This window comes from Corynebacterium sp. KPL1814 (assembly GCF_000478175.1).
Taxonomy (GTDB): domain Bacteria; phylum Actinomycetota; class Actinomycetes; order Mycobacteriales; family Mycobacteriaceae; genus Corynebacterium.
On the sequence record NZ_KI515774.1, the window covers coordinates 770437 to 788362 of the forward strand.

Annotated in this window: 18 protein-coding genes and 1 riboswitch; of the genes, 13 read left to right on the forward strand and 5 right to left on the reverse strand. The window is 58.8% G+C overall.

Annotated features, from left to right (window positions below):
* Positions 1-25: 25 nt before the first annotated feature.
* From HMPREF1257_RS03610 to HMPREF1257_RS03620, 3 genes are read left to right on the forward strand one after another with little or no spacing between them, the layout of a single operon-like run.
* Positions 26-625, forward strand: a complete 600-nt coding sequence (locus HMPREF1257_RS03610; RefSeq protein WP_023022319.1) for an FxsA family protein — start codon at positions 26-28, stop codon at positions 623-625.
* Positions 626-2143 carry an apolipoprotein N-acyltransferase gene (gene lnt / locus HMPREF1257_RS03615; RefSeq protein ID WP_023022317.1) on the forward strand — a complete coding sequence of 506 codons (1518 nt, stop codon included), beginning with the start codon at positions 626-628 and terminating at the stop codon, positions 2141-2143. It abuts the gene before it with no gap.
* 14 nt (positions 2144-2157) lie between these two features.
* On the forward strand, positions 2158-3057 hold the full coding sequence (locus HMPREF1257_RS03620) for a polyprenol monophosphomannose synthase (protein WP_023022315.1): 900 nt from the start codon (positions 2158-2160) through the stop codon (positions 3055-3057).
* Between the two features lie 78 nt (positions 3058-3135).
* Here the strand turns inward: HMPREF1257_RS03620 and HMPREF1257_RS03625 are convergent, their stop codons facing one another.
* Positions 3136-3513: an RNA polymerase-binding protein RbpA gene (locus HMPREF1257_RS03625; RefSeq protein ID WP_005279221.1), complete on the reverse strand. Its 378-nt coding sequence runs from the start codon at positions 3511-3513 to the stop codon at positions 3136-3138.
* A gap of 127 nt (positions 3514-3640) precedes the next feature.
* On the opposite strand from HMPREF1257_RS03625, the gene HMPREF1257_RS11785 reads away from it, so the two are divergent.
* From HMPREF1257_RS11785 to HMPREF1257_RS03645, 4 genes are all read left to right on the forward strand, one after another.
* On the forward strand, positions 3641-3982 hold the full coding sequence (locus tag HMPREF1257_RS11785; RefSeq protein WP_081443662.1) for a hypothetical protein: 342 nt from the start codon (positions 3641-3643) through the stop codon (positions 3980-3982).
* Between the two features lie 3 nt (positions 3983-3985).
* Positions 3986-4687, forward strand: coding sequence for a YceI family protein (locus HMPREF1257_RS03635; RefSeq protein ID WP_023022313.1), 702 nt, complete (start codon positions 3986-3988; stop codon positions 4685-4687).
* A gap of 3 nt (positions 4688-4690) precedes the next feature.
* Entirely contained in the window at positions 4691-4855 is a 165-nt protein-coding gene (locus HMPREF1257_RS12360) for a hypothetical protein (protein ID WP_023022311.1), read from the forward strand.
* A gap of 633 nt (positions 4856-5488) precedes the next feature.
* The gene (locus tag HMPREF1257_RS03645) at positions 5489-6394 is read left to right on the forward strand and encodes a Dyp-type peroxidase (protein ID WP_034659225.1); all 906 of its coding nucleotides are present in this window, start codon (positions 5489-5491) and stop codon (positions 6392-6394) included.
* A 5-nt stretch (positions 6395-6399) separates the two neighbouring features.
* Here the strand turns inward: HMPREF1257_RS03645 and HMPREF1257_RS03650 are convergent, their stop codons facing one another.
* The gene (locus HMPREF1257_RS03650) at positions 6400-7713 is read right to left on the reverse strand and encodes a class I SAM-dependent methyltransferase (protein WP_023022307.1); all 1314 of its coding nucleotides are present in this window, start codon (positions 7711-7713) and stop codon (positions 6400-6402) included.
* Between the two features lie 201 nt (positions 7714-7914).
* Here HMPREF1257_RS03650 and HMPREF1257_RS03655 point away from each other — a divergent pair, with 201 nt between their 5' ends.
* The 4 genes from HMPREF1257_RS03655 (at position 7915) to HMPREF1257_RS03670 (ending at position 12430) form a co-directional block, all read left to right on the forward strand.
* On the forward strand, positions 7915-9267 hold the full coding sequence (locus tag HMPREF1257_RS03655; RefSeq protein ID WP_023022305.1) for an NAD(P)/FAD-dependent oxidoreductase: 1353 nt from the start codon (positions 7915-7917) through the stop codon (positions 9265-9267).
* Between the two features lie 103 nt (positions 9268-9370).
* A riboswitch (TPP riboswitch) is annotated at positions 9371-9464 on the forward strand.
* Positions 9452-10276, forward strand: a complete 825-nt coding sequence (gene thiM, locus HMPREF1257_RS03660) for a hydroxyethylthiazole kinase (RefSeq protein WP_034659151.1) — start codon at positions 9452-9454, stop codon at positions 10274-10276. (Overlaps the previous riboswitch by 13 nt.)
* The gene (gene thiE / locus HMPREF1257_RS12465) at positions 10273-10902 is read left to right on the forward strand and encodes a thiamine phosphate synthase (RefSeq protein WP_023022302.1); all 630 of its coding nucleotides are present in this window, start codon (positions 10273-10275) and stop codon (positions 10900-10902) included. Before thiM ends, thiE begins: the two co-directional genes overlap by 4 nt.
* The gene (locus HMPREF1257_RS03670; protein ID WP_023022300.1) at positions 10895-12430 is read left to right on the forward strand and encodes a bifunctional hydroxymethylpyrimidine kinase/phosphomethylpyrimidine kinase; all 1536 of its coding nucleotides are present in this window, start codon (positions 10895-10897) and stop codon (positions 12428-12430) included. The genes thiE and HMPREF1257_RS03670 overlap by 8 nt, the downstream gene beginning before the upstream one ends.
* 4 nt (positions 12431-12434) lie before the next feature.
* Here the strand turns inward: HMPREF1257_RS03670 and HMPREF1257_RS03675 are convergent, their stop codons facing one another.
* Positions 12435-13037 carry a bifunctional 2-polyprenyl-6-hydroxyphenol methylase/3-demethylubiquinol 3-O-methyltransferase UbiG gene (locus HMPREF1257_RS03675; protein WP_023017516.1) on the reverse strand — a complete coding sequence of 201 codons (603 nt, stop codon included), beginning with the start codon at positions 13035-13037 and terminating at the stop codon, positions 12435-12437.
* Positions 13038-13153: 116 nt separating this feature from the next.
* Between HMPREF1257_RS03675 and corA the strand changes: the two genes are divergently transcribed.
* The gene (gene corA, locus HMPREF1257_RS03680) at positions 13154-14227 is read left to right on the forward strand and encodes a magnesium/cobalt transporter CorA (RefSeq protein ID WP_023022298.1); all 1074 of its coding nucleotides are present in this window, start codon (positions 13154-13156) and stop codon (positions 14225-14227) included.
* Here the strand turns inward: corA and HMPREF1257_RS03685 are convergent.
* Positions 14224-14679, reverse strand: coding sequence for a PaaI family thioesterase (locus HMPREF1257_RS03685; protein ID WP_023022296.1), 456 nt, complete (start codon positions 14677-14679; stop codon positions 14224-14226). The genes corA and HMPREF1257_RS03685 overlap by 4 nt on opposite strands.
* A 59-nt stretch (positions 14680-14738) precedes the next feature.
* Between HMPREF1257_RS03685 and gndA the strand changes: the two genes are divergently transcribed.
* Complete coding sequence (gndA, locus tag HMPREF1257_RS03690) at positions 14739-16190, forward strand: NADP-dependent phosphogluconate dehydrogenase (protein WP_023022294.1); 1452 nt, start codon at positions 14739-14741, stop codon at positions 16188-16190.
* 63 nt (positions 16191-16253) lie between these two features.
* Here the strand turns inward: gndA and HMPREF1257_RS03695 are convergent, their stop codons facing one another.
* Positions 16254-17783 (reverse strand): DASS family sodium-coupled anion symporter, encoded by a 1530-nt coding sequence (locus tag HMPREF1257_RS03695; RefSeq protein WP_023022292.1) that lies wholly within the window; start codon positions 17781-17783, stop codon positions 16254-16256.
* Positions 17784-17926 lie beyond the last annotated feature (143 nt).

Sequence of the window (17926 nt, forward strand, 5' to 3'; positions counted from 1 at the left end):
AGCTTTGCTCGTTAAACTGGAAGCTATGCCGTTTTTATATCTCGTCCTCTATATGCTGGCGGAAACCCTAGCGTTTTGGGCCGTCGCCGAGTGGATTGGCCTCTTTTGGGCGTTCATTGCTCTGTTCATCACCATGTTCTTTGGAATGTCCATCGCCGGTATTGAGGTGCGCCGGTTGATGGGTAAACAGGTAGAACAGGCGGGTGACGGGACCTACTACGTCCGCGATAACGACATGGGTAAAACCGCCGGGAATGTGGGCCTAACCTTGGCCGGTGGCATGTTGCTGTCCCTGCCTGGGTTTTTGACCAGTTTTATTGGTATCTTGCTCATCTTCGCCCCAACGCGGTCGCTGTTTCGAAAGTTTATGGCCGTATCCATCTACCGCAAGGTGGAGAAGATGGGGGTGCGCATTTACGAGGCATCGCCCATGGCACAGCAGCACGATAGCTATGGCAATTTTGGTTCCTTTGGGCAGGCCTCGGGCCAATCTTTTGGGCAATCGTCTGGTCAGAGCGATTCCCACGAAGTTATCGACGAAGAAGAGCTGCGCAACTGGTCCGAAAACCTGGATCCTGATGACTTCGGTCCCCGCGGCGATGGCAATTCGCAGGACGGAAAATAAGTGGCGATATTTTTCGCCCGCCTCGTCATAGCGGGCATATCTGGTGCGCTGACCTTTACCGCCCTTGAGCCGCGCGGCTGGTGGTGGGGCGCGATCATTGGCATCGCCCTGCTGTATGTGAGCCTCATGCCTTGGCGTGGGCGACAGGTGCGCGGGGCCACAGGCGCGCTTTTGGCGGTGGCGCACGGGCTGATTCTGTACTTGCTGAGCCTGCCCTGGATTGGCGAGTTGGTAGGGACCGTGCCCTATGCGGCGCTTGCCATCTGGCTTTCGGTATATGCCATCCTTTTAGGGATATTCGGGGCCTCTGTGGCGCGGTGGCGATATGGATTTCTGGTCTTTCCCTTCGTGTACCTCGCCGTGGAGGTCCTGCGTTCCTCGGTGCCTTTTGGTGGTTTCCCTTGGGTCAAACTGGCGTGGGGACAAATCGAAGGGCCCTTAGCCAATCTCGCCCCGTGGGGCGGGACCTCCCTGATTACAGTGGCAACGGCGCTGTGCGCCTGCGGCCTTGCCGGCTTATTGCTGCGCGGCGGGCGGGTAAAGATTGCCGCTGGCGCCGCCCTTATTCTCCCGCTCATCGTTGGACTAGCGGCCGGGCGTGGCATCGATCCTGCCGATACCAAGGTTGGCGATACCAAGGTGGCGGCCATTCAAGGTAACGTGCCGCGCAGCGGTCTGGACTTCGCCGGGCAGCGTCGCGCGGTACTAAATAACCACGTTCAGGAAACGGAGAAGCTCGCGCGCCGCGAAGACGATATAGATCTGGTGATCTGGCCGGAAAATTCTTCCGATATTGATCCTTTCCGCGATGGGGAAGCAGCCCAAGCCATTAGCGGGGCCGTCGATGCCATTGACGCTCCCGTGCTGGTCGGTACCGCCACCCGCGATGAGGTAGGCGCGCGCAATACCATGCAAGTCTTTACCCCTGGCCACGGTGAGGGCGATCACCACCATAAGAAGTACCTGCAGCCGTTCGGTGAGACCATGCCCATGCGGGACTTCTTCGCGCATTTCTCTGACTACGTTGACCTCGCCGGTGATTTCAAGGCAGGGGACGGGCCCGGTGTGGTCTCCATGAATTCCGTCGCGGTAGGTGTGGCGACCTGTTATGAGGTCTCCTTCGATAATGCCTTCCATGAATCCGTCAAAAACGGCGCGCAGATTCTGACGACTCCGACCAATAACGCAACATTCGGCTTTTCCGATATGACGTACCAGCAGCTGGCTATGAGCAGGCTGCGCGCGCTAGAAACAGACCGCGCCGTCGTGGTTGCAGCCACCTCTGGAGTGTCCGCACTCGTGCACCCAGACGGCAGCGTGAGCCAATCCACGGAGCTTTTTGAGCCCGCGGCACTGGTAGAACGCCTGCCACTGAAAACCGGCGAAACATTTTCGGTGCGCTACGGTTCGCTCATGCAGTGGCTGATGGTTATTATTGGTACCGTCTGCGCACTCATTGCCGTGCGTACTAACCGATTGGGTCGTACACCTCGCGGTGTCGGCGCTAAAGAAAAGTAGGAGCATTAATTACTGTGAGCACTCTTGATTCTGCGACGCTGGTTATCATCCCAACGTATAACGAGATTGAAAACCTTCCCCTGATTACCGGCCGCGTCCGCGAGGCGCTGCCAGAGGTTCACATCCTCGTTGTGGATGATAATTCCCCCGACGGCACCGGCGAGAAGGCCGATGCTTTCGCAGCAGAAGATGACCACATTCACGTGCTACACCGCGAGGGCAAGGGCGGCCTTTTGGGCGCTTATATCGCCGGCTTCGAATGGGGCCTGGAGCGCGACTACCAGGTCCTTTGTGAGATGGATGCCGATGGCTCCCACGCCCCAGAACAGCTGCACTTGCTGTTGGAGGAGATTGACGAGGGCGCGGACCTAGTCATCGGTTCCCGCTACGTGCCGGGCGGCGAGACCGTCAATTGGCCGGCATCCCGCGAGTACCTGTCCCGCTTGGGCAACCTCTACATCTCTTTCGCGCTCGGAACCGACCTGTCCGATATGACCGCCGGCTACCGTGCCTTCCGCCGCGAGCTTTTGGAAGACATCGACTTTGATGAGCTGTCCAAGGCCGGCTATATCTTCCAGGTGGACTTGGCCTTCCGCGCGGTCAAGGCTGGATACGATATCCGCGAGGTGCCCATCACCTTCACCGAGCGCGAGTACGGCGAATCCAAGCTGGATGGTTCCTTTGTCAAGGATTCCCTCTTCGAGGTAACCAAGTGGGGCGTGGCCCACCGCGCGGAGCAGGTGAAGGATTTTGCCGGCGAGATGTCCAAGCTGGCGGACCACGAGGTCAAATACGGCTCTGTTCACAATGCCGGCCAGAAGGCCCGCAACGGTGTGGGCTGGGCCACCAACTTGGCCAATGAGCTGGGATACTTGGTCAAGCACCAGGTGGGCCAGCTGACTAAGAAGAAGTAATCTAAGCAGCATAAAGCCCGTACCCCAACGCCACCGTGGCGGTCAGGGTACGGGCTTTAATTAATTCCGCTTGAGCCTTTAAGACTTCTTCTGCTGTTCCTGCTCCTTGAGGAGGCGAGCAGCGGTCCGACGGCGGGAGCGCAGGTGGTTAATGCGCTCTTCCAAAAGCTCATCGAGCTCCTCGATGGAGCGACGCTCCCGCAGCATATCCCAGTGTGTGCGCGGTGGCTTGATGGGCTTAGCTTCCACGCCTTCGCCCTCTACGAGGTGGCCCAGTTTGCCATTCTTGCACATCCATTCTTCAGGGATTTCTGCCTCATGTGCAAAGGGCACCTCATAAATCTCACCATCGTCCGTGCGGTATTTCACCATCTGACGCGGTGCGAGGTCGTGGTCGCGGTCAGTTTCGTAGCTGACTGCACCCATACGGCTGCCACGGAGTACGCGATCTGCCATGCAACATCATCCTTTTCAAAGAGATCCCTGATTGACGGCGATAGTTTCGCCTAAGAGCTATTTATTATAACGAACACCCACGCGGTATTGTTCCCAGCCCGCCGTTTAATGGACTAAAGTGTATCGAGTGATCCGTACAGCTAGTCGTGAAAGCAATGTCGGTTCCTGCCAATGGTGTGGAAAGGATATTGACCAAGGCGGTAGGGGACGACCACGTAAGTTTTGCAGCGCCTCGTGCAAACAGCGTGCCTATGAACAAAGAAACAATGTTAGTGGCACGGATATTCCTGCCGATGCAGTAATCTTAAGCCCAGATAAAGTGCAAGGTTTGCGCGACGGCCTTTTTGAATTGCGGTGTTCCGCAGAAGACATTCATACCGCCGCGGAAGAAGGCGCGAGCGCGGAAGAGCTTTCCAGTCTGTGTGAGGAGCTTATTTCGCTGGCTCGGCGTTTAGAAGGACTTCGATAGTAGATGAAAAAGCTTTTTTATAACCGGAAACTCGTCGTTTCCATCTTCGTGGTTTTAATCCTCGTGCTTACTGCCGTAGCGATCGGCCCGATTGTGTACTCGCTTTTCAAAAGCGGCGGCGTCAAGACGGAGCCCGTGACTGCCGATGGCGCCAAGGCAGCCTCAACGCCGGTCGACGGTTCCTGGTCTGTGGCCAAGGGCCGCGCCGATAACCACACCTCGGTGGGCTTTACCTTCGACGAGGTTCTGCCGGCGGAGAGGACGTCCACCTCTGGGTCGACCACGGAGGTCACCGGCCAGGCGGAGATTTCCGATTCCACGCTGGAATCCGCCACCATCACGGTGAATATGGATTCCTTGACCACGGATAAGAAAGTCCGCGACCAAAATATGAAGTCCAAGCTCTTTAAGACCTCAGACTTCCCAGAATCGTCTTTCACGCTTACCAAGTCCGTCTCACTTGCCGATGTCCCCGAAGACGGCACCATAGGCTCCGTTAAGCTCACCGGTGACCTCAAGATCAAGGACAAGACGCAGGAAATCACCCATGAGTTCGATGTTTTGCGCGACGGCGACGATATCGTCATTGGCGGCGATATTCCGATTAACCGCTTGGACTACAACGTGGAGACGCCAGACATGCTGGCGGCTAAGGTTGCCGAGGACGGCGAGATCAACCTGCGCGTCTCCTTGAATAAGGACTAAACCGTGAATTCTCGACGTTTAATTCCCGTGCTTTGGTTCCGCCTCATTGTCGTCATAGCTTTCTCGATTTTCGTCGCGGTCCAACAGATGTGGCTAGTCACGGCGGTTGCAGCATTGCTGGCGGTGTTAACCATCTGGCAGCTGTGGAGCGCCTACAAAAACCAATAGCGTTATTTTAACGTCACTGTGACTAAATGCCGGGGTATAAGTGTGCCAAGGTCCAGCGGCAGGAAAGGACCGCCTGAAGCGAATCTCGACTCAATCGGACGTCCGAGCCGTCCGGAGCCGTGGCGTGCCGCCTGCCAGACACTCCACACAAGCCTCGTCGAAACGATTTCTCAAGCCAGGCTCGCTTCAGGAATCTAAACTCTGGCCGCTGAGGAGCCGAAGTCGCAGAAGCTTTGACGCTCTCAAGACCTCAGCGTGCAGCAACAGGTAGGCCAGCCAACATCCCGGACCGAATCCACGGACCTAAGGGGTTACACTCAAGCCGCCCTCAACTTAACCAGCAGATCTCCATAATTGTCCGATAATGTACATTATGTCATTTTAGATCCGTAGAAGTCCCTCCCATCGTGCCGCGGCCCTTGATCCAAGAATGGTCCAGCCACCCGGGCGCAAAGTGTTCCAAATTTACAAATAGAGCCCCTCAAAAGGCCCAAATCGGCTCGCTATTTGCAAAAACGCATCACGCCATGCCAGCGCATCCCGCATGCAAGCCATGCCGGCACATCACACCAACCCCACACACCACATACACCAAACGTGCAACGCCCAAGGCCAACACATATGCTGGACTTCATGACTATTCAACGCGTTGTCACTAAGCCTTCCCGCGCCGCCCTGTTCCTGGTCTTGAACATTGCAGAAGGCGGCGAGCAAGCCACTCGGGACATGCTCTCCGCATTTGGCGATACCCTCAAGTCCGTCAATTTCCGCCATAACGAGGGCGAGCTGTACACGGTCGTTGGCATCGGCGCCAACATGTGGCCACGCCTCACCAGCGCTCCCCGCCCGGACAAGCTCAAGGAGTTCGAGCCGCTCGAGGGCACGTACAAGGCGCCTTCCACGCCGGGCGATATTTTGCTGCATTTCCGCGCGAATACCTATGACCTCTGCCACGAGATGGCGCGCCAGGTCTTGCGCCAGCTGGGCGATGCTGCGACCGTCATCGATGAGACCCAGGGTTTCAAGTACTTGGACCAGCGCGACCTCCTAGGCTTTGTGGATGGCACCGCCAATCCCCTCCCCGAGGAAGCTCTAGAGACAGTGCTGCTTGCCGATGACGCCGATTATCCCCGCGGCTCCTACGTCACAGTGCAAAAATACACCCATGACCTAGATAAGTGGAGCGGTATCAGCACCGAAGAGCAGGAACGCGTTATCGGGCGTACCAAGGCCGATGACGTGGAGCTCGATGAGGATGCGCAGCCATCAAATTCCCACGTGGCTCTCAATGACCTCGAGGAGGACATCTACCGCGAGAACATGGTCTTCGGTTCCTTTGCCTCAGGCGAGATGGGCACTTACTTCATCGGGTACGCCAAGGACCCAGAAGATATCAACGAGCGTTTACGCAATATGTTCATCGGCGATCCCGAGGGCAATTATGACCGAATCCTGGACTTCTCCACGGCCTTGACCGGTACGAACTTTTTCGTCCCGAGCGTTGAACTGCTGGACGAATTTGATGAGCTTCCGCAATAAAAATCCTAGCGGCGCCCGCCGCGATTGCGGTGGGTCAGTCCGAATTGGACGGAGTCTATCATCCCGAGGCTCATGAGCGCCTCACGAAGCGCGAATTGGAAGGTCCATAACCTGCGGAAAACCGGATCAAAGCCGGCAGCGGCGGCCTCGCGAAGATGCCCATCAAAAAAGGATCGCTGCTGGCGCAGGGATTCGATATAGTGGCTGCCCACGTGCGTTTCGGACACGATGCGCAAGTGCGAGTTCTTATCCACGAGCCGGTGCACGTCCATGGTCAGCGGATAGTCGAGTCCTGGCCAGATATAGGCCCGCATGGCCTGCAAGGATGCTCGGGCAGCCTCCGACATGGACTCGGTGGCCACGATGGATTGAAAAGCCGCCCGACCGTTTGCGGTAAGGAATCGGTCGAGGACTCGGATATAGGCCTTGCGCTCTCGCGGGCTTAATTGTTCGAACTTTTCCACGCTGATGATCGCGTCGTAGTGCCCGCGCCACTGCTTCGGGCTCGGAACGGAATCCGGAATCCGCTCTACGTGGATAGAATCTTCCGTTCCGGCAAAGACAAGCGCCTCGCGCATCTGGGTGATTTGTTCGACATCGCTGGTCAGGACGTCGACTGTGGCGCGGCGCTTGGTAGCGCGTATCGCGGCCTGCATCCCGGCCGCGGGATAGACAAGAAGGTGGGTACCGGCGCCGGTGCGGGTGGCATCGAGAAGCCAGTCTGCCGCCCTGCGCTGCGCCTCTCCCAAGTCATCCCGGTCCACGTTGGTGGGCTCGCTCACCGTGGTGACATCGACAAAGTGGCTCTTCGGCTCCCTGCCGCCGGCTTTCGGGCTAAAGCTCTCGACCGTTTCCCGGATCGTCGTCGGCACGCCGCTGGAGAAAATCCCGCCAACGTGGCTGAGGCCATCGCCGGCATAGAGGTGCACCAAGTCGAGCGGCAGCTCCCCTGGCTCAGAATCACGCACGCTTACCCCTTGCGGTTTGGGAAGGTACCCCACCTGCAGGAGCTTGCCCAAAACTTTTACCAATTGGGCGGAGGATTCGACGGTCCACTCGCCTGCCATATAGCTTTCGGCAAAGCCTAACCATCCGGTAGCGGCGATCCGCTCAAAGAGCGCATCGTGACCCACCTTCAAATCGGGGCCGCCAGCAGCATCGAGTTCGAGCTCCAAGCCGGCGCTATCGCAGGCCTTGGCAAATTCTGCTTCGGCCCGGCGGGATTTTAGCGTCGCCCAGCGCTGCGATGGCACGGTCGCGATATTGGGCCACGCCTCCGCGTTAATGGAGCGTAGATGCTCGGGGGTGGAAAAACTCATGGTTTGGGGAGCGCTCCTGGGTGCAAGGGTCACGGTTGGGCTTATTTTAGCCAGATTCTGAGCGGTTTCGGTCGAGGCACTCCGCATGAAAGGAAACCCGAATCGTATGTAAATGGGCATCAAGTATGCACGTTATGTGACAAGCGTTTACACTATACGGGTACTTAAATAAGCTTTCTCGAGGAAGGTCGCATTAATTCCATGACTGATACCCCTTATCGTCCAAACGGAAGCCGTCACCACGTCGTCGTGGTTGGCGGTGGATTCGGCGGTCTTAACACTGTGAAGAAGTTGAAGAACGCCGATGTTGAGATCACCCTCATCGATAAGAAGAACCACCACCTGTTCCAGCCAATGCTCTACCAGGTGGCTACCGGCATGATTTCCGCTGGTGAGGTTGCCCCTTCGACCCGCCAGCTGCTGCGCAACCAGGATAATGTGGACTTTGTCAACGGCAACGTGACCGACATTAACCTGGAGGATCAGACGGTTACCGCCGAGCTCGATGACTTTTCGCGCACCTACTCCTACGACTCCCTCGTGGTCGCCGCTGGTTCCAGCCAGTCCTACTTTGGCAATGACCACTTCGCCGAGTTCGCCCCTGGCATGAAGACCTTGGATGATGCCCTGGAGCTGCGTTCCCGCATCATTTCCGCCTTCGAAAAAGCTGAGCTTACCGATGACCCCGCTGAGCGCGAGCGCCTCCTCACCTTCATCATCGTCGGTGCCGGCCCAACCGGTGTGGAGCTCACCGGCCAGATCGCTGAGTTGGCTAACCGCACGCTTAGCGATGTCTACTCCACCTACGGCACCTCCGCCGCAAAGATTTACCTGCTCGACGGCGCGCCCCAGGTACTCCCACCGTTTGGCAAGCGCCTCGGCCGCCGTGCCCAGCGCACCCTGGAAAAGGAAGGCGTTAACGTTCGCCTGAACGCCATGGTGACCGATGTCAACGAAGACTCCGTGACCTACAAGAACATGAAGACCGAGGAAGAGGTCACCCTCGAGGGCGCGACCAAGATCTGGTCCGCCGGTGTCGCTGCTTCCCCATTGGGCAAGATGGTCGCTGATCAAGCTGGCGTCGAGGCTGACCGCGCGGGCCGCGTATCCGTCAACGATGACATGACCGTTGGTGACTTCAACAACGTCTACATCATCGGTGACATGATGTCCCTGAACCGCCTGCCGGGTTTGGCACAGGTGGCAATTCAGGGTGGCGAGCACGTCGCCAAGCTCATCGAGACCAAGGTGGACGAGGAGTCCACGGCCGATGAAAAGGAGCCATTCGAGTACTTCGACAAGGGCTCGATGGCCATCGTGACCCGCTTCAATGCCGTCGTGAAGCTGGGCAAGACCGAATTCTCAGGCTTCCCGGGCTGGTTGGCATGGTTGGCCCTGCACCTGACCTACGTCGTTGGCCTGCGCAGCCGCTTGGCCGTATTGGTCAACTGGGCGGCTAATATCCTCTCCCGCAACCGCGGCAACCTGGAGATTACTACCCAGCAGCGCATCGCCCGCAACCTCATCGATGAGGCAGAAGAAGAGAAGAACTAAATTCTCCTCGGCACCAGCCGCCGTCCTACTACCCCGCAACGGGACTGTGGGCGGCGGCTTTTGTGGTTTTCGTTCCTATTTTCCCATTTTTGTTAGGCTTGGGCAGTACAACATGGGGTGCCACGCAGTGGCTGAGATATACCCATTGAACCTGCTCTCAGTTAGAACTAGCGAAGGGATTGTTGTGGATTGTTCATTTCTCCGTGCCCACGATGCGGTGCGCGATACCGCTCCACTTATTCAGTGCTTGACCAATAAGGTCGTCAGCAATATTTCTGCCAACGCGCTGTTGGCCATCGGCGCCAGCCCAGCAATGGTAGATACTCCAGATGAGTCGCAAGATTTTGCGAAGATCGCCAGTGGCGTGCTTATCAATTGCGGTACCCCGAATTCCGAACAATACGACGGCATGCGCGAGGCAATCGCCGGTGCGACCGCGGCTGGAAACCCGTGGGTCCTCGATCCCGTCGGCGCAGGTGGTCTGCACAAGCGCACCGAGTTCATGCACGAAGTCTTGCCGCAGCGCCCGACGGCGATTCGCGGCAATGCTTCCGAGATCATAGCTCTAGCAGGAACCGGAGCCGGCGGGCGCGGCGTGGAGTCCACCGATGGCGTAGAGGCGGCACTGGAACCGGCACTCAAATTGTCCCGCGAGACTGGTGCCGTTGTTGCCGTGTCTGGCCCCACGGATCTCATCGTGCAGGCAGGCGAATCGCCGAGGGCGGTAAGCCTCGAGTCCGGGCACCCGATGCTGCAAAACGTCATCGGCACGGGTTGTTCGCTGGGCGCCATCTGCGCGGCTTACCTGGCAGCGTGGGAGGATCCATTCGCAGCGATCATCGCAGCGCATGCGCATGTGGGGGCCGCGGGCAGCGTTGCCGCGGAGAAATCCTCGGCGCCCGGCTCCTTTGCGGTTGCCTGGCTCGATGCGCTGCATGAACTGTCGACCGATGGAATCAAGAAGCGGATCTCTGCCTCCGAGGTCGCAGACATTGCGGGGCTGTCATGAGCATCGATTGGACGCTGTACCTCATCACAGATCCTGAGCTCGCCGGCGGGCGGGACAAGGTCGTTCCCATCGTACAAGAGGCAGTGCTCGGCGGGGCTACCGTCGTGCAATTGCGCGATAAGGAGGCCAGCGACGAGGAGGTGGAGGCTACCGCCCGCGAGCTCATGAAGGTCTTAGGCGATGTACCGCTTTTTATCAATGACCGCGTCGAGGTAGCGGCCAGGGTGGGCTGCCACCTGCACATTGGCCAAAACGATATGGATTTACACCAAGCACGCGCGCTGCTCGGCCCCGATAAGCTCATCGGGCTTTCGGTGGGCACACGGGAAGAGTTGGACGCCATTGACCCGCAGGAGGCCCCCGATGTCATTGGCATCGGCCCGGTTTATTCGACGGCGACCAAGAAGAATGCGCCAGCGGGAATCGGCGCTGAGGCAGCCAGGCGCCTTGCCACCGCGGCGCGCGAACGCGGCATCGAGTCCGTCGCTATCGGCGGCATCAAGGCGCACAATGCCCACGAACTTTCTGCAAGCGACTTCGCAGGGATCTGCGTGGTCAGCGACGTTATGGCTGCTGGTGACCCGGCAGCGGCAGCACACAACCTAAAGGAGGCCTACCGTGGCTAAAGGAACCTACCCCCGTATTCTCTCGATTGCTGGAACCGATCCCACAGGCGGAGCCGGCATTCAGGCCGATCTGAAGTCCATCGCTGCCGCGGGCGGGTATGGAATGAGCGTGGTCACCGCGCTAGTGGCCCAAAACACCCAGGGCGTGCGCAGCGTCCACGTCCCGCCGCTGGATTTCCTGCAGGAGCAGCTGGATTCGGTCCGCGAGGACGTAGAGATCGACGCCATCAAGATCGGCATGCTTGCCGATGCCCCCATCACCGACCTCGTGTCCACCTTCCTCGACCAGATCGAGCCGTCCGTCCCCGTGGTCTTGGACCCGGTCATGGTGGCCACCAGCGGTGATCGCCTCTTGGACCCAGAGGCGGAAAAGGCGGTGCGCGAGCTGTGCTCCCGTGCTGATGTCATCACGCCCAACCTCAAGGAGCTAGCCGTGCTGACGCAGACGGAGGAAGCCACGGATTTGGACCGTGCCATCGAGGTGGCTAAGGCGTGGGCCGCTGAGGCGGATACGGCGGTCATCGTCAAGGGCGGGCACCTTGACTCGGCGATTGCCGATAACGCCGTGGTCACTCCCGATGGCAAGGTTCACCGCGTGGAATCGGCCCGAGTGCAGACCAAGAATACCCACGGCACGGGCTGCTCCCTCTCCTCTGCCCTAGCAACGCGGCTTGGCGCAGGCGATGATGCCGCCACCGCCCTTGAGTGGTCGACGGACTGGTTGCACGAGGCGATTGCTAATGCGGATGCGCTGGGCGTCGGCAAGGGCAGCGGGCCGGTAGACCACCTGCACCGCTCGCAGCGCTTGATGCGGGCTGCATCCTCGGTCCCGCTTCCTCACTTGGCTGGACCTTTGGAAGAGGTAGAAAATCCCGAACAGCCGCGGGTTGCCGCCGCTGGCCCGTACACGCAGCGCCTGTGGAATATCGCAGCGGAGCACTGGGATCAGGTAAAGGCACTACCCTTCATCCAGAAGCTCGGGTCCGGAGCACTCGCCAACGATGCTTTCAGTTTCTACCTTGATCAGGATTCGCAGTACCTGGCGTCCTACTCGAAGGCCTTGGCTCGCTTGGCCAGCCAGGCACCCGATACCGCACAGCAATTGCACTGGGCGCAGGGCGCCTACGAATGCCTCGCAGAGGAGGCTGAGCTGCACCGCGGGTGGTTGAAGGATTCGGCCACCACGGCACCATCGCGGGTCACCTGCGCTTATACGGATTTTCTGATTCGCAGCACGCACACGGAAGATTATGCCGTCGGCATCGCGGCGGTACTTCCCTGCTACTGGCTGTATGCGGAGGTAGGCCTGCACTTGGCGGAATTCGACTCGCCGGATCACCCCTACCATGCCTGGTTGGAGGTCTACGGCGGCGAAGATTTCCTCGCCGGGGTGCGCGAGAGCATCAGGATTGTGGAGGAAACCTTAGAAAAGGCGGATGAGGCCACCCGTACCCGCGCCGAGCGCGCCTTTATCAGCGCCAGCATTCACGAGGTAGATTTCTTCGACCAAGCGGACCGGCGCTTTTAAGGCCTTATGCCAATAGGTCTGCGCCAGGCCTGGAAAGCACGGCGACCAAGAAGGTGGAATGCTCCGAGAATAGCTTCATGTCCCAAGAAGAGAATGTGAAGTCAACGCGGTAACCCACCTTCTGCGCCATATCGAGGAAGTCCTGGAAGTCCCAGCCGCGGCCTTCCCCAAAGCCGGTGACGAAGCGTCCGCCGGGGGTCAGCGAGTTAAAAATATTCCGCAGGGCTTCCTCGCGGCCGTCCACGGCCAAAAATCCCATGACGTTTCCCGCAGAAACAGCGAGGTCAAAGGGTCCTTCAGGAACCTCTTCCGTGCACAGATCCCCGACGAACCATTCGCCGTCCGGGAAGTCATGTTCGGCGTGTTCGATCAGAATAGGGTCCACGTCGATGCCCACCACGCTGTGTCCGCGGCGCAGCAATTCCCCGCCGACGCGGCCGGTTCCACAGCCGGCGTCGAGGATGGTGGAATTGCGTTCCACCATGGCATCGACAAGCCGGGCCTCCCCATGAATGTCCTTGCCCTGCGCCTCTAGCATCTTCCATTTGCGGGCGAAATTATGGGAGTGGGCGGGATTGGCTTCGGTAACTTCTTTCCACGTAGGCATAGATTCGATTATATTACCCACCGTCGGTGTAAGCTTTACCCGCTGCGTAAAACGTGGCCCGTTTTACTACTTGATTGCGTTACTATCCGCACTATCGTGCAAAGGAGGCTGAAACGATGCCGTCCGTACCCACGCCCTTTAGGGGCCGAAAGAAATCCACGCCTCCTAGTCAGCCTTCCTTCCCACCGGTTCCTGCCGAGCGCGCCATCGAGCACTGCCGCGTCTTCGTTGATGGTGAGGCCCTGCCCGGCGAGTATTCCGCGCATTCCGCCCTAGAAACCGTGGCGGAATATGGGCGTGGATTTGTTTGGGTGGGCTTGCATGAGCCCTATGAATCCCAGATGACGAAGATCGCTTCGCAATTTGGCATCCACGAGCTCATCGTGGAAGACGCTGTTATGGCCCACCAGCGCCCAAAGCTAGAGCGCTACGATGACCAGCTCTTTGTGGTGGCGCGCTCGGTGAATTACCGCGACCACGATGAGGTAAAAGATAAGCGCCAGATCATTTCCACGGGCGAAATCCAGATGATCATGGGCTCGAACTTCATCATCACCGTCCGCCACGGTGCAAAGCTGCCCAACTTGGCCTACACGGTTGAAGACGAACAGGACTTGGTGGAGCTCGGCCCCGTCGCCATGGCCTGGAAGATCCTGGACATGATGGTGGACCGCTACTCCGAGGTGGCGCGCCTTATTAGCGATGAAGTCGATGAACTCGAAGAGGAAATCTTTACCCCGAACCTCAAATTCGATGTCGACCGCATTTACATGTTCAAGCGCGAAGTCTTGGAGATGAAGCACGCCATTTATCCGCTTTCTGCGGCGTTAAAGGCAATGGTCTCGGATCACAAGGATCTCATCTCTAAGCAGATCCGGTCCTATCTGCGCGATGTCTATGACCACGAGCTCGTGGTCAATGACTTGGTGGCCAGCTTCGATGAACGCCTGACCTCGCTTATTGATGCCTCGGTGGCCAAGGTCACCATGCAGCAAAACTCGGATATGCGCACCATCTCCGCGGTCGTCGGCATGTGGGCCGCGCCGACCCTCGTCGCCGGTATTTACGGCATGAACTTCGATATCATGCCGGAGCTGCACTGGGCCTTTGGGTATCCCATGGCAATAATCATCATGGTCGCTGTCGTCGCCGGCCTGTGGGCGTGGTTCCGGAAGAACCACTGGCTCTAGCTGCGCTCACCCATAATCATGGTGCGCAGCGTGGTGCGTGCAACCAAGGTGTCTCCTTGGCGCATTTCTACGCTCCACACGTGGGTCCGCGTGCCCAATTGAATGGGGGTCGCTACCGCTTCTAGCTCGCCCTCACCTGTCGCTTTGATGAAGTCCGTGGAGTTATTGACTCCCATCGCTAGGGCATCGGCAGCCGCGACGCTGGCAAGGGAGGCTACCGTTTCCGCGATGGTGCAATATAGCCCGCCGTTCGCCACGCCCCAGGGTTGGTGGTGCTGAGGGGTCACGGTGAGGTGCGCGCGGGCCTCGGTTGGGCCAACGCGGTCGAAGGTGAGCCCGATGAACTCGGCAAGCCCGCCGTTGACCGAATTTAGTTTCTCCAGTTCCTCCTCGTTGAGCAGGCGCGTGTGCGCGGTGTGAAGTAAGTCATTGAGTATCTGGGTATCTGACATAGCCTTCAAGCTTAGCCGCCAGCGCGGCGAAAGTGAGGCGGTGACGTAGGATAGGCACCATGACTGAAAAGAACGAACTCGCGCACATTGGTGTAGTCGGCCTAGCGGTAATGGGCTCCAACCTAGCCCGCAACTTTGCCCGCAATGGCAATACCGTCGCCGTCTATAATCGCAGCCCAGAAAAGACCCACGCACTCATTGAGGCCCACGGTGACGAAGGAAACTTTATTCCTTCCGAGTCTATCGCGGATTTCGTGGCTTCCTTGGAGCGGCCCCGCAAGGCCATCATCATGGTGCAGGCGGGCAAGGCCACCGATGCGGTCATTGACCAGCTTGCCGATGCCATGGATGACGGCGATATCATCATCGATGGCGGCAATGCGCTGTTTACGGATACCATTCGTCGCGAAAAGGAAGTGGCCGAGCGCGGCAAGCACTTCGTGGGCGCGGGCATTTCCGGCGGCGAGGAAGGCGCCTTGAACGGCCCGTCCATCATGCCTGGTGGTCCGGCCGAGTCCTGGGAGACCTTGGGCCCCATCCTGGAGTCCATCGCTGCCGAGGTAGATGGCACCCCGTGCGTGACCCACATTGGACCGGATGGCGCCGGCCACTTCGTTAAAATGGTCCACAACGGCATCGAGTACGCCGATATGCAGGTCATCGGCGAGGCCTACCAGCTGCTGCGCTACGGCGCTGGCATGGAGCCTGCCGAGATCGCGGAAATCTTCAAGGAGTGGAACTCCGGCGACCTGGACTCTTACCTCATTGAGATCACCGCCGAGGTACTGGCCCAGAAGGATCCGGATACGGGCGCCCCGCTTGTCGATGTCATCTTGGACGCCGCCGGCCAGAAAGGTACCGGCCGCTGGACCGCCATCAATGGCTTGGAATTGGGCGTTCCAATTACCGGGATCGCCGAGTCCGTCTTTGCCCGTGCACTGTCTTCTTCTAGCCAGCAGCGCGCCGCCGCGCAGGAGGGTCAGCTTCCAGCAGGCACGAACGCGGACTTCGACATCGATAAGGATGCGTTCATCGAAGACGTTCGCCGTGCGTTGTATGCCGCCAAGCTCATCGCCTACTCCCAGGGCTTCGATGAGATCAAGGCTGGTTCTGCTGAATTCGGTTGGGATGTCGATCCGCGCGACTTGGCCACCATCTGGCGCGGCGGCTGCATCATCCGCGCTAAGTTCTTGGATCGCATCCGCGAGGCATTTGATACCAATCCAGAGCTTCCCGCCCTCATCCTGGATCCCTACCTCAAGGGCGAGCTGGAAGACCTCATCGAACCGTGGCGCCGCGTCGTCGTCGCGGCAACCCAGATGGGCCTGCCCGCCCCGGTATTCGCGTCTTCGCTGTCGTACTACGACAGCCTGCGCGCCACCCGCCTGCCAGCCGCCCTTATCCAGGGCCAGCGCGACTTCTTTGGCGCGCACACCTTCAAGCGCACCGATAAGCCCGGCACCTTCCACGTCGAGTGGTCCGGTGACCGCAGCCTGACGCAAACGGACTAAACTGCCGTACACATAGAGGGAGGACCTGCTCGGTGCAGGCCCTCCCCTTTTTAGTACCTGGACTTAGACCAAGCCCAGCCACGACCAGTAGGTGGCAGAAAGCAGGAGGATAAGCAGGTATCCGACGATGGTCAGCGGGATACCAGAGCGAAGGAATTGTTTGGTGCTAAAGGCACCGGTGCCATAGGCCAGCATATTCTGCGGCGCCGAGACGGGAAGCAAGAATCCGAAGCAGATGACAAACTGCTGAATGACCACGAAGCCGATGCCGCCGTTAGGCACATCCAGCGTGGAGGCCAAAGCAATAAAGACCGGGATGAGCGCGGAGGCAAGCGACGTAGCAGAGGCAAAGCCCAAGTGGATGAGGATATTAAACAGCGATACCAGCGCAATCGTTGCCAGAATCGGCAGCGAATCCAGCCCCATCAGCCCGAAGGTCTTTTCTGATAGCCACGTGGCAGCGCCCGTATCCAACAGGAATGAGCCGAGCGAAATGCCGATGGCAAAGACGATGAGGGTACCCCAGCTCACTGATTTTTGGGCCTCTGGCCAGGTAAACACGCCGATCTTCGGTAACAGCATCAGGGCAACGGCCACCGCGGTAATGACGGCCGAGCTAATCGGGTGCAGTAGCCCTTCGGTGGCCCAGAAGAAGAGCAGGAGGAGGGAAAATCCGATGAGCCTCTTCTCTTCCGGTGAGGTGGGCCCGAGGTCCTCTAGCTGCTTGGCGATGAGCTCCTTTCCTCCCTCAATGCGTTCCGTTTCCGGTTTGATGACGGCGCGCATGATGAAGTACAGCGCGATGGACATCAAGATGGACCAGGGCGCGGCCCAAATAAACCACTGCCCCCAGGAGACCGACTGCCCCATTTGATCCTCAATAAATCCCACCGCCACGAGGTTTTGGGCGGCGGCGGTTTTAATGCCTACGTTCCAGATTGAGACGGCCTGCGCTGCGGTAATGACGAGTAGAGCACCCAGCTTCGACTCATAGGACAGGCCGAAGGCGGCTACCATACCGAGCAAGATGGGTACTACGGCGCCCGCACGCGCGGTGGCAGAAGGAACGAAGAAGGCCAAGATGATGGCAATCGCAATGGCGCCGATAACGATGTGGGAGGTCTTCTCCCCCGCGACCTTCAGCACGTACAGGGCAATCCGCTTGTGCAGGCCCGTAGCTTGCATCGCCCCGGCCAGAATCAGCGCTGCGGCCACGAGTGCTACCGCGGAGGAGGAAAATCCTGCCATCGCGACCTTGAGAGCGTTGGAGGTGCCGTAGATGCCATCGGATTCTGGATCCGGCCCGAGCCCCAAAAGCAGGGAAATAAGGCCAACGATGAGCAGGGCGCTTACCGGATAGCTCACGGCCTCGGTCACCCACATGATCACCGCGAAGGCCAGCATGCCCAGAGCCACTTTGGCGGGCCAGTCGAGTCCTGGAATCGGGATAAGTAAGACGACCGCTAGAGCCACGAAGGCCAGCGCGAACCACACGGCATCAAGGTGAAACCTCTCCTTCTTCGTGGGCTCTGTTGATTCCTGCGGTGAGGAGTGGGAAGAAGTACTGGCTGCGGATGCTTGTGCTTGAGCCATGTGACGACTCCTTAACAGTTCGGTGTGGCCTTGGAAAGGGCCGGTGAGTGGAGAAAAAGATTTGCGTGCTTCCCAGCACCACCTTCCACGTTAGGTAATAACCAGTGAAATACCTAAAGCAGGGGCTTATTTTTGCTATGGGA

Coding starts and splice junctions, on each gene's coding strand:
- HMPREF1257_RS03610 (WP_023022319.1), top strand. CDS start 26: ATGCCGTTTTTATATCTCGTCCTCTATATGCTGGCGGAAACCCTAGCG.
- HMPREF1257_RS03625 (WP_005279221.1), bottom strand. CDS start 3,513: ATGGCAGATCGCGTACTCCGTGGCAGCCGTATGGGTGCAGTCAGCTAC.
- HMPREF1257_RS03635 (WP_023022313.1), top strand. CDS start 3,986: ATGAAAAAGCTTTTTTATAACCGGAAACTCGTCGTTTCCATCTTCGTG.
- HMPREF1257_RS03645 (WP_034659225.1), top strand. CDS start 5,489: ATGACTATTCAACGCGTTGTCACTAAGCCTTCCCGCGCCGCCCTGTTC.
- HMPREF1257_RS03650 (WP_023022307.1), bottom strand. CDS start 7,713: ATGAGTTTTTCCACCCCCGAGCATCTACGCTCCATTAACGCGGAGGCG.
- HMPREF1257_RS03655 (WP_023022305.1), top strand. CDS start 7,915: ATGACTGATACCCCTTATCGTCCAAACGGAAGCCGTCACCACGTCGTC.
- thiE (WP_023022302.1), top strand. CDS start 10,273: ATGAGCATCGATTGGACGCTGTACCTCATCACAGATCCTGAGCTCGCC.
- HMPREF1257_RS03675 (WP_023017516.1), bottom strand. CDS start 13,037: ATGCCTACGTGGAAAGAAGTTACCGAAGCCAATCCCGCCCACTCCCAT.
- corA (WP_023022298.1), top strand. CDS start 13,154: ATGCCGTCCGTACCCACGCCCTTTAGGGGCCGAAAGAAATCCACGCCT.
- HMPREF1257_RS03685 (WP_023022296.1), bottom strand. CDS start 14,679: ATGTCAGATACCCAGATACTCAATGACTTACTTCACACCGCGCACACG.
- gndA (WP_023022294.1), top strand. CDS start 14,739: ATGACTGAAAAGAACGAACTCGCGCACATTGGTGTAGTCGGCCTAGCG.
- HMPREF1257_RS03695 (WP_023022292.1), bottom strand. CDS start 17,783: ATGGCTCAAGCACAAGCATCCGCAGCCAGTACTTCTTCCCACTCCTCA.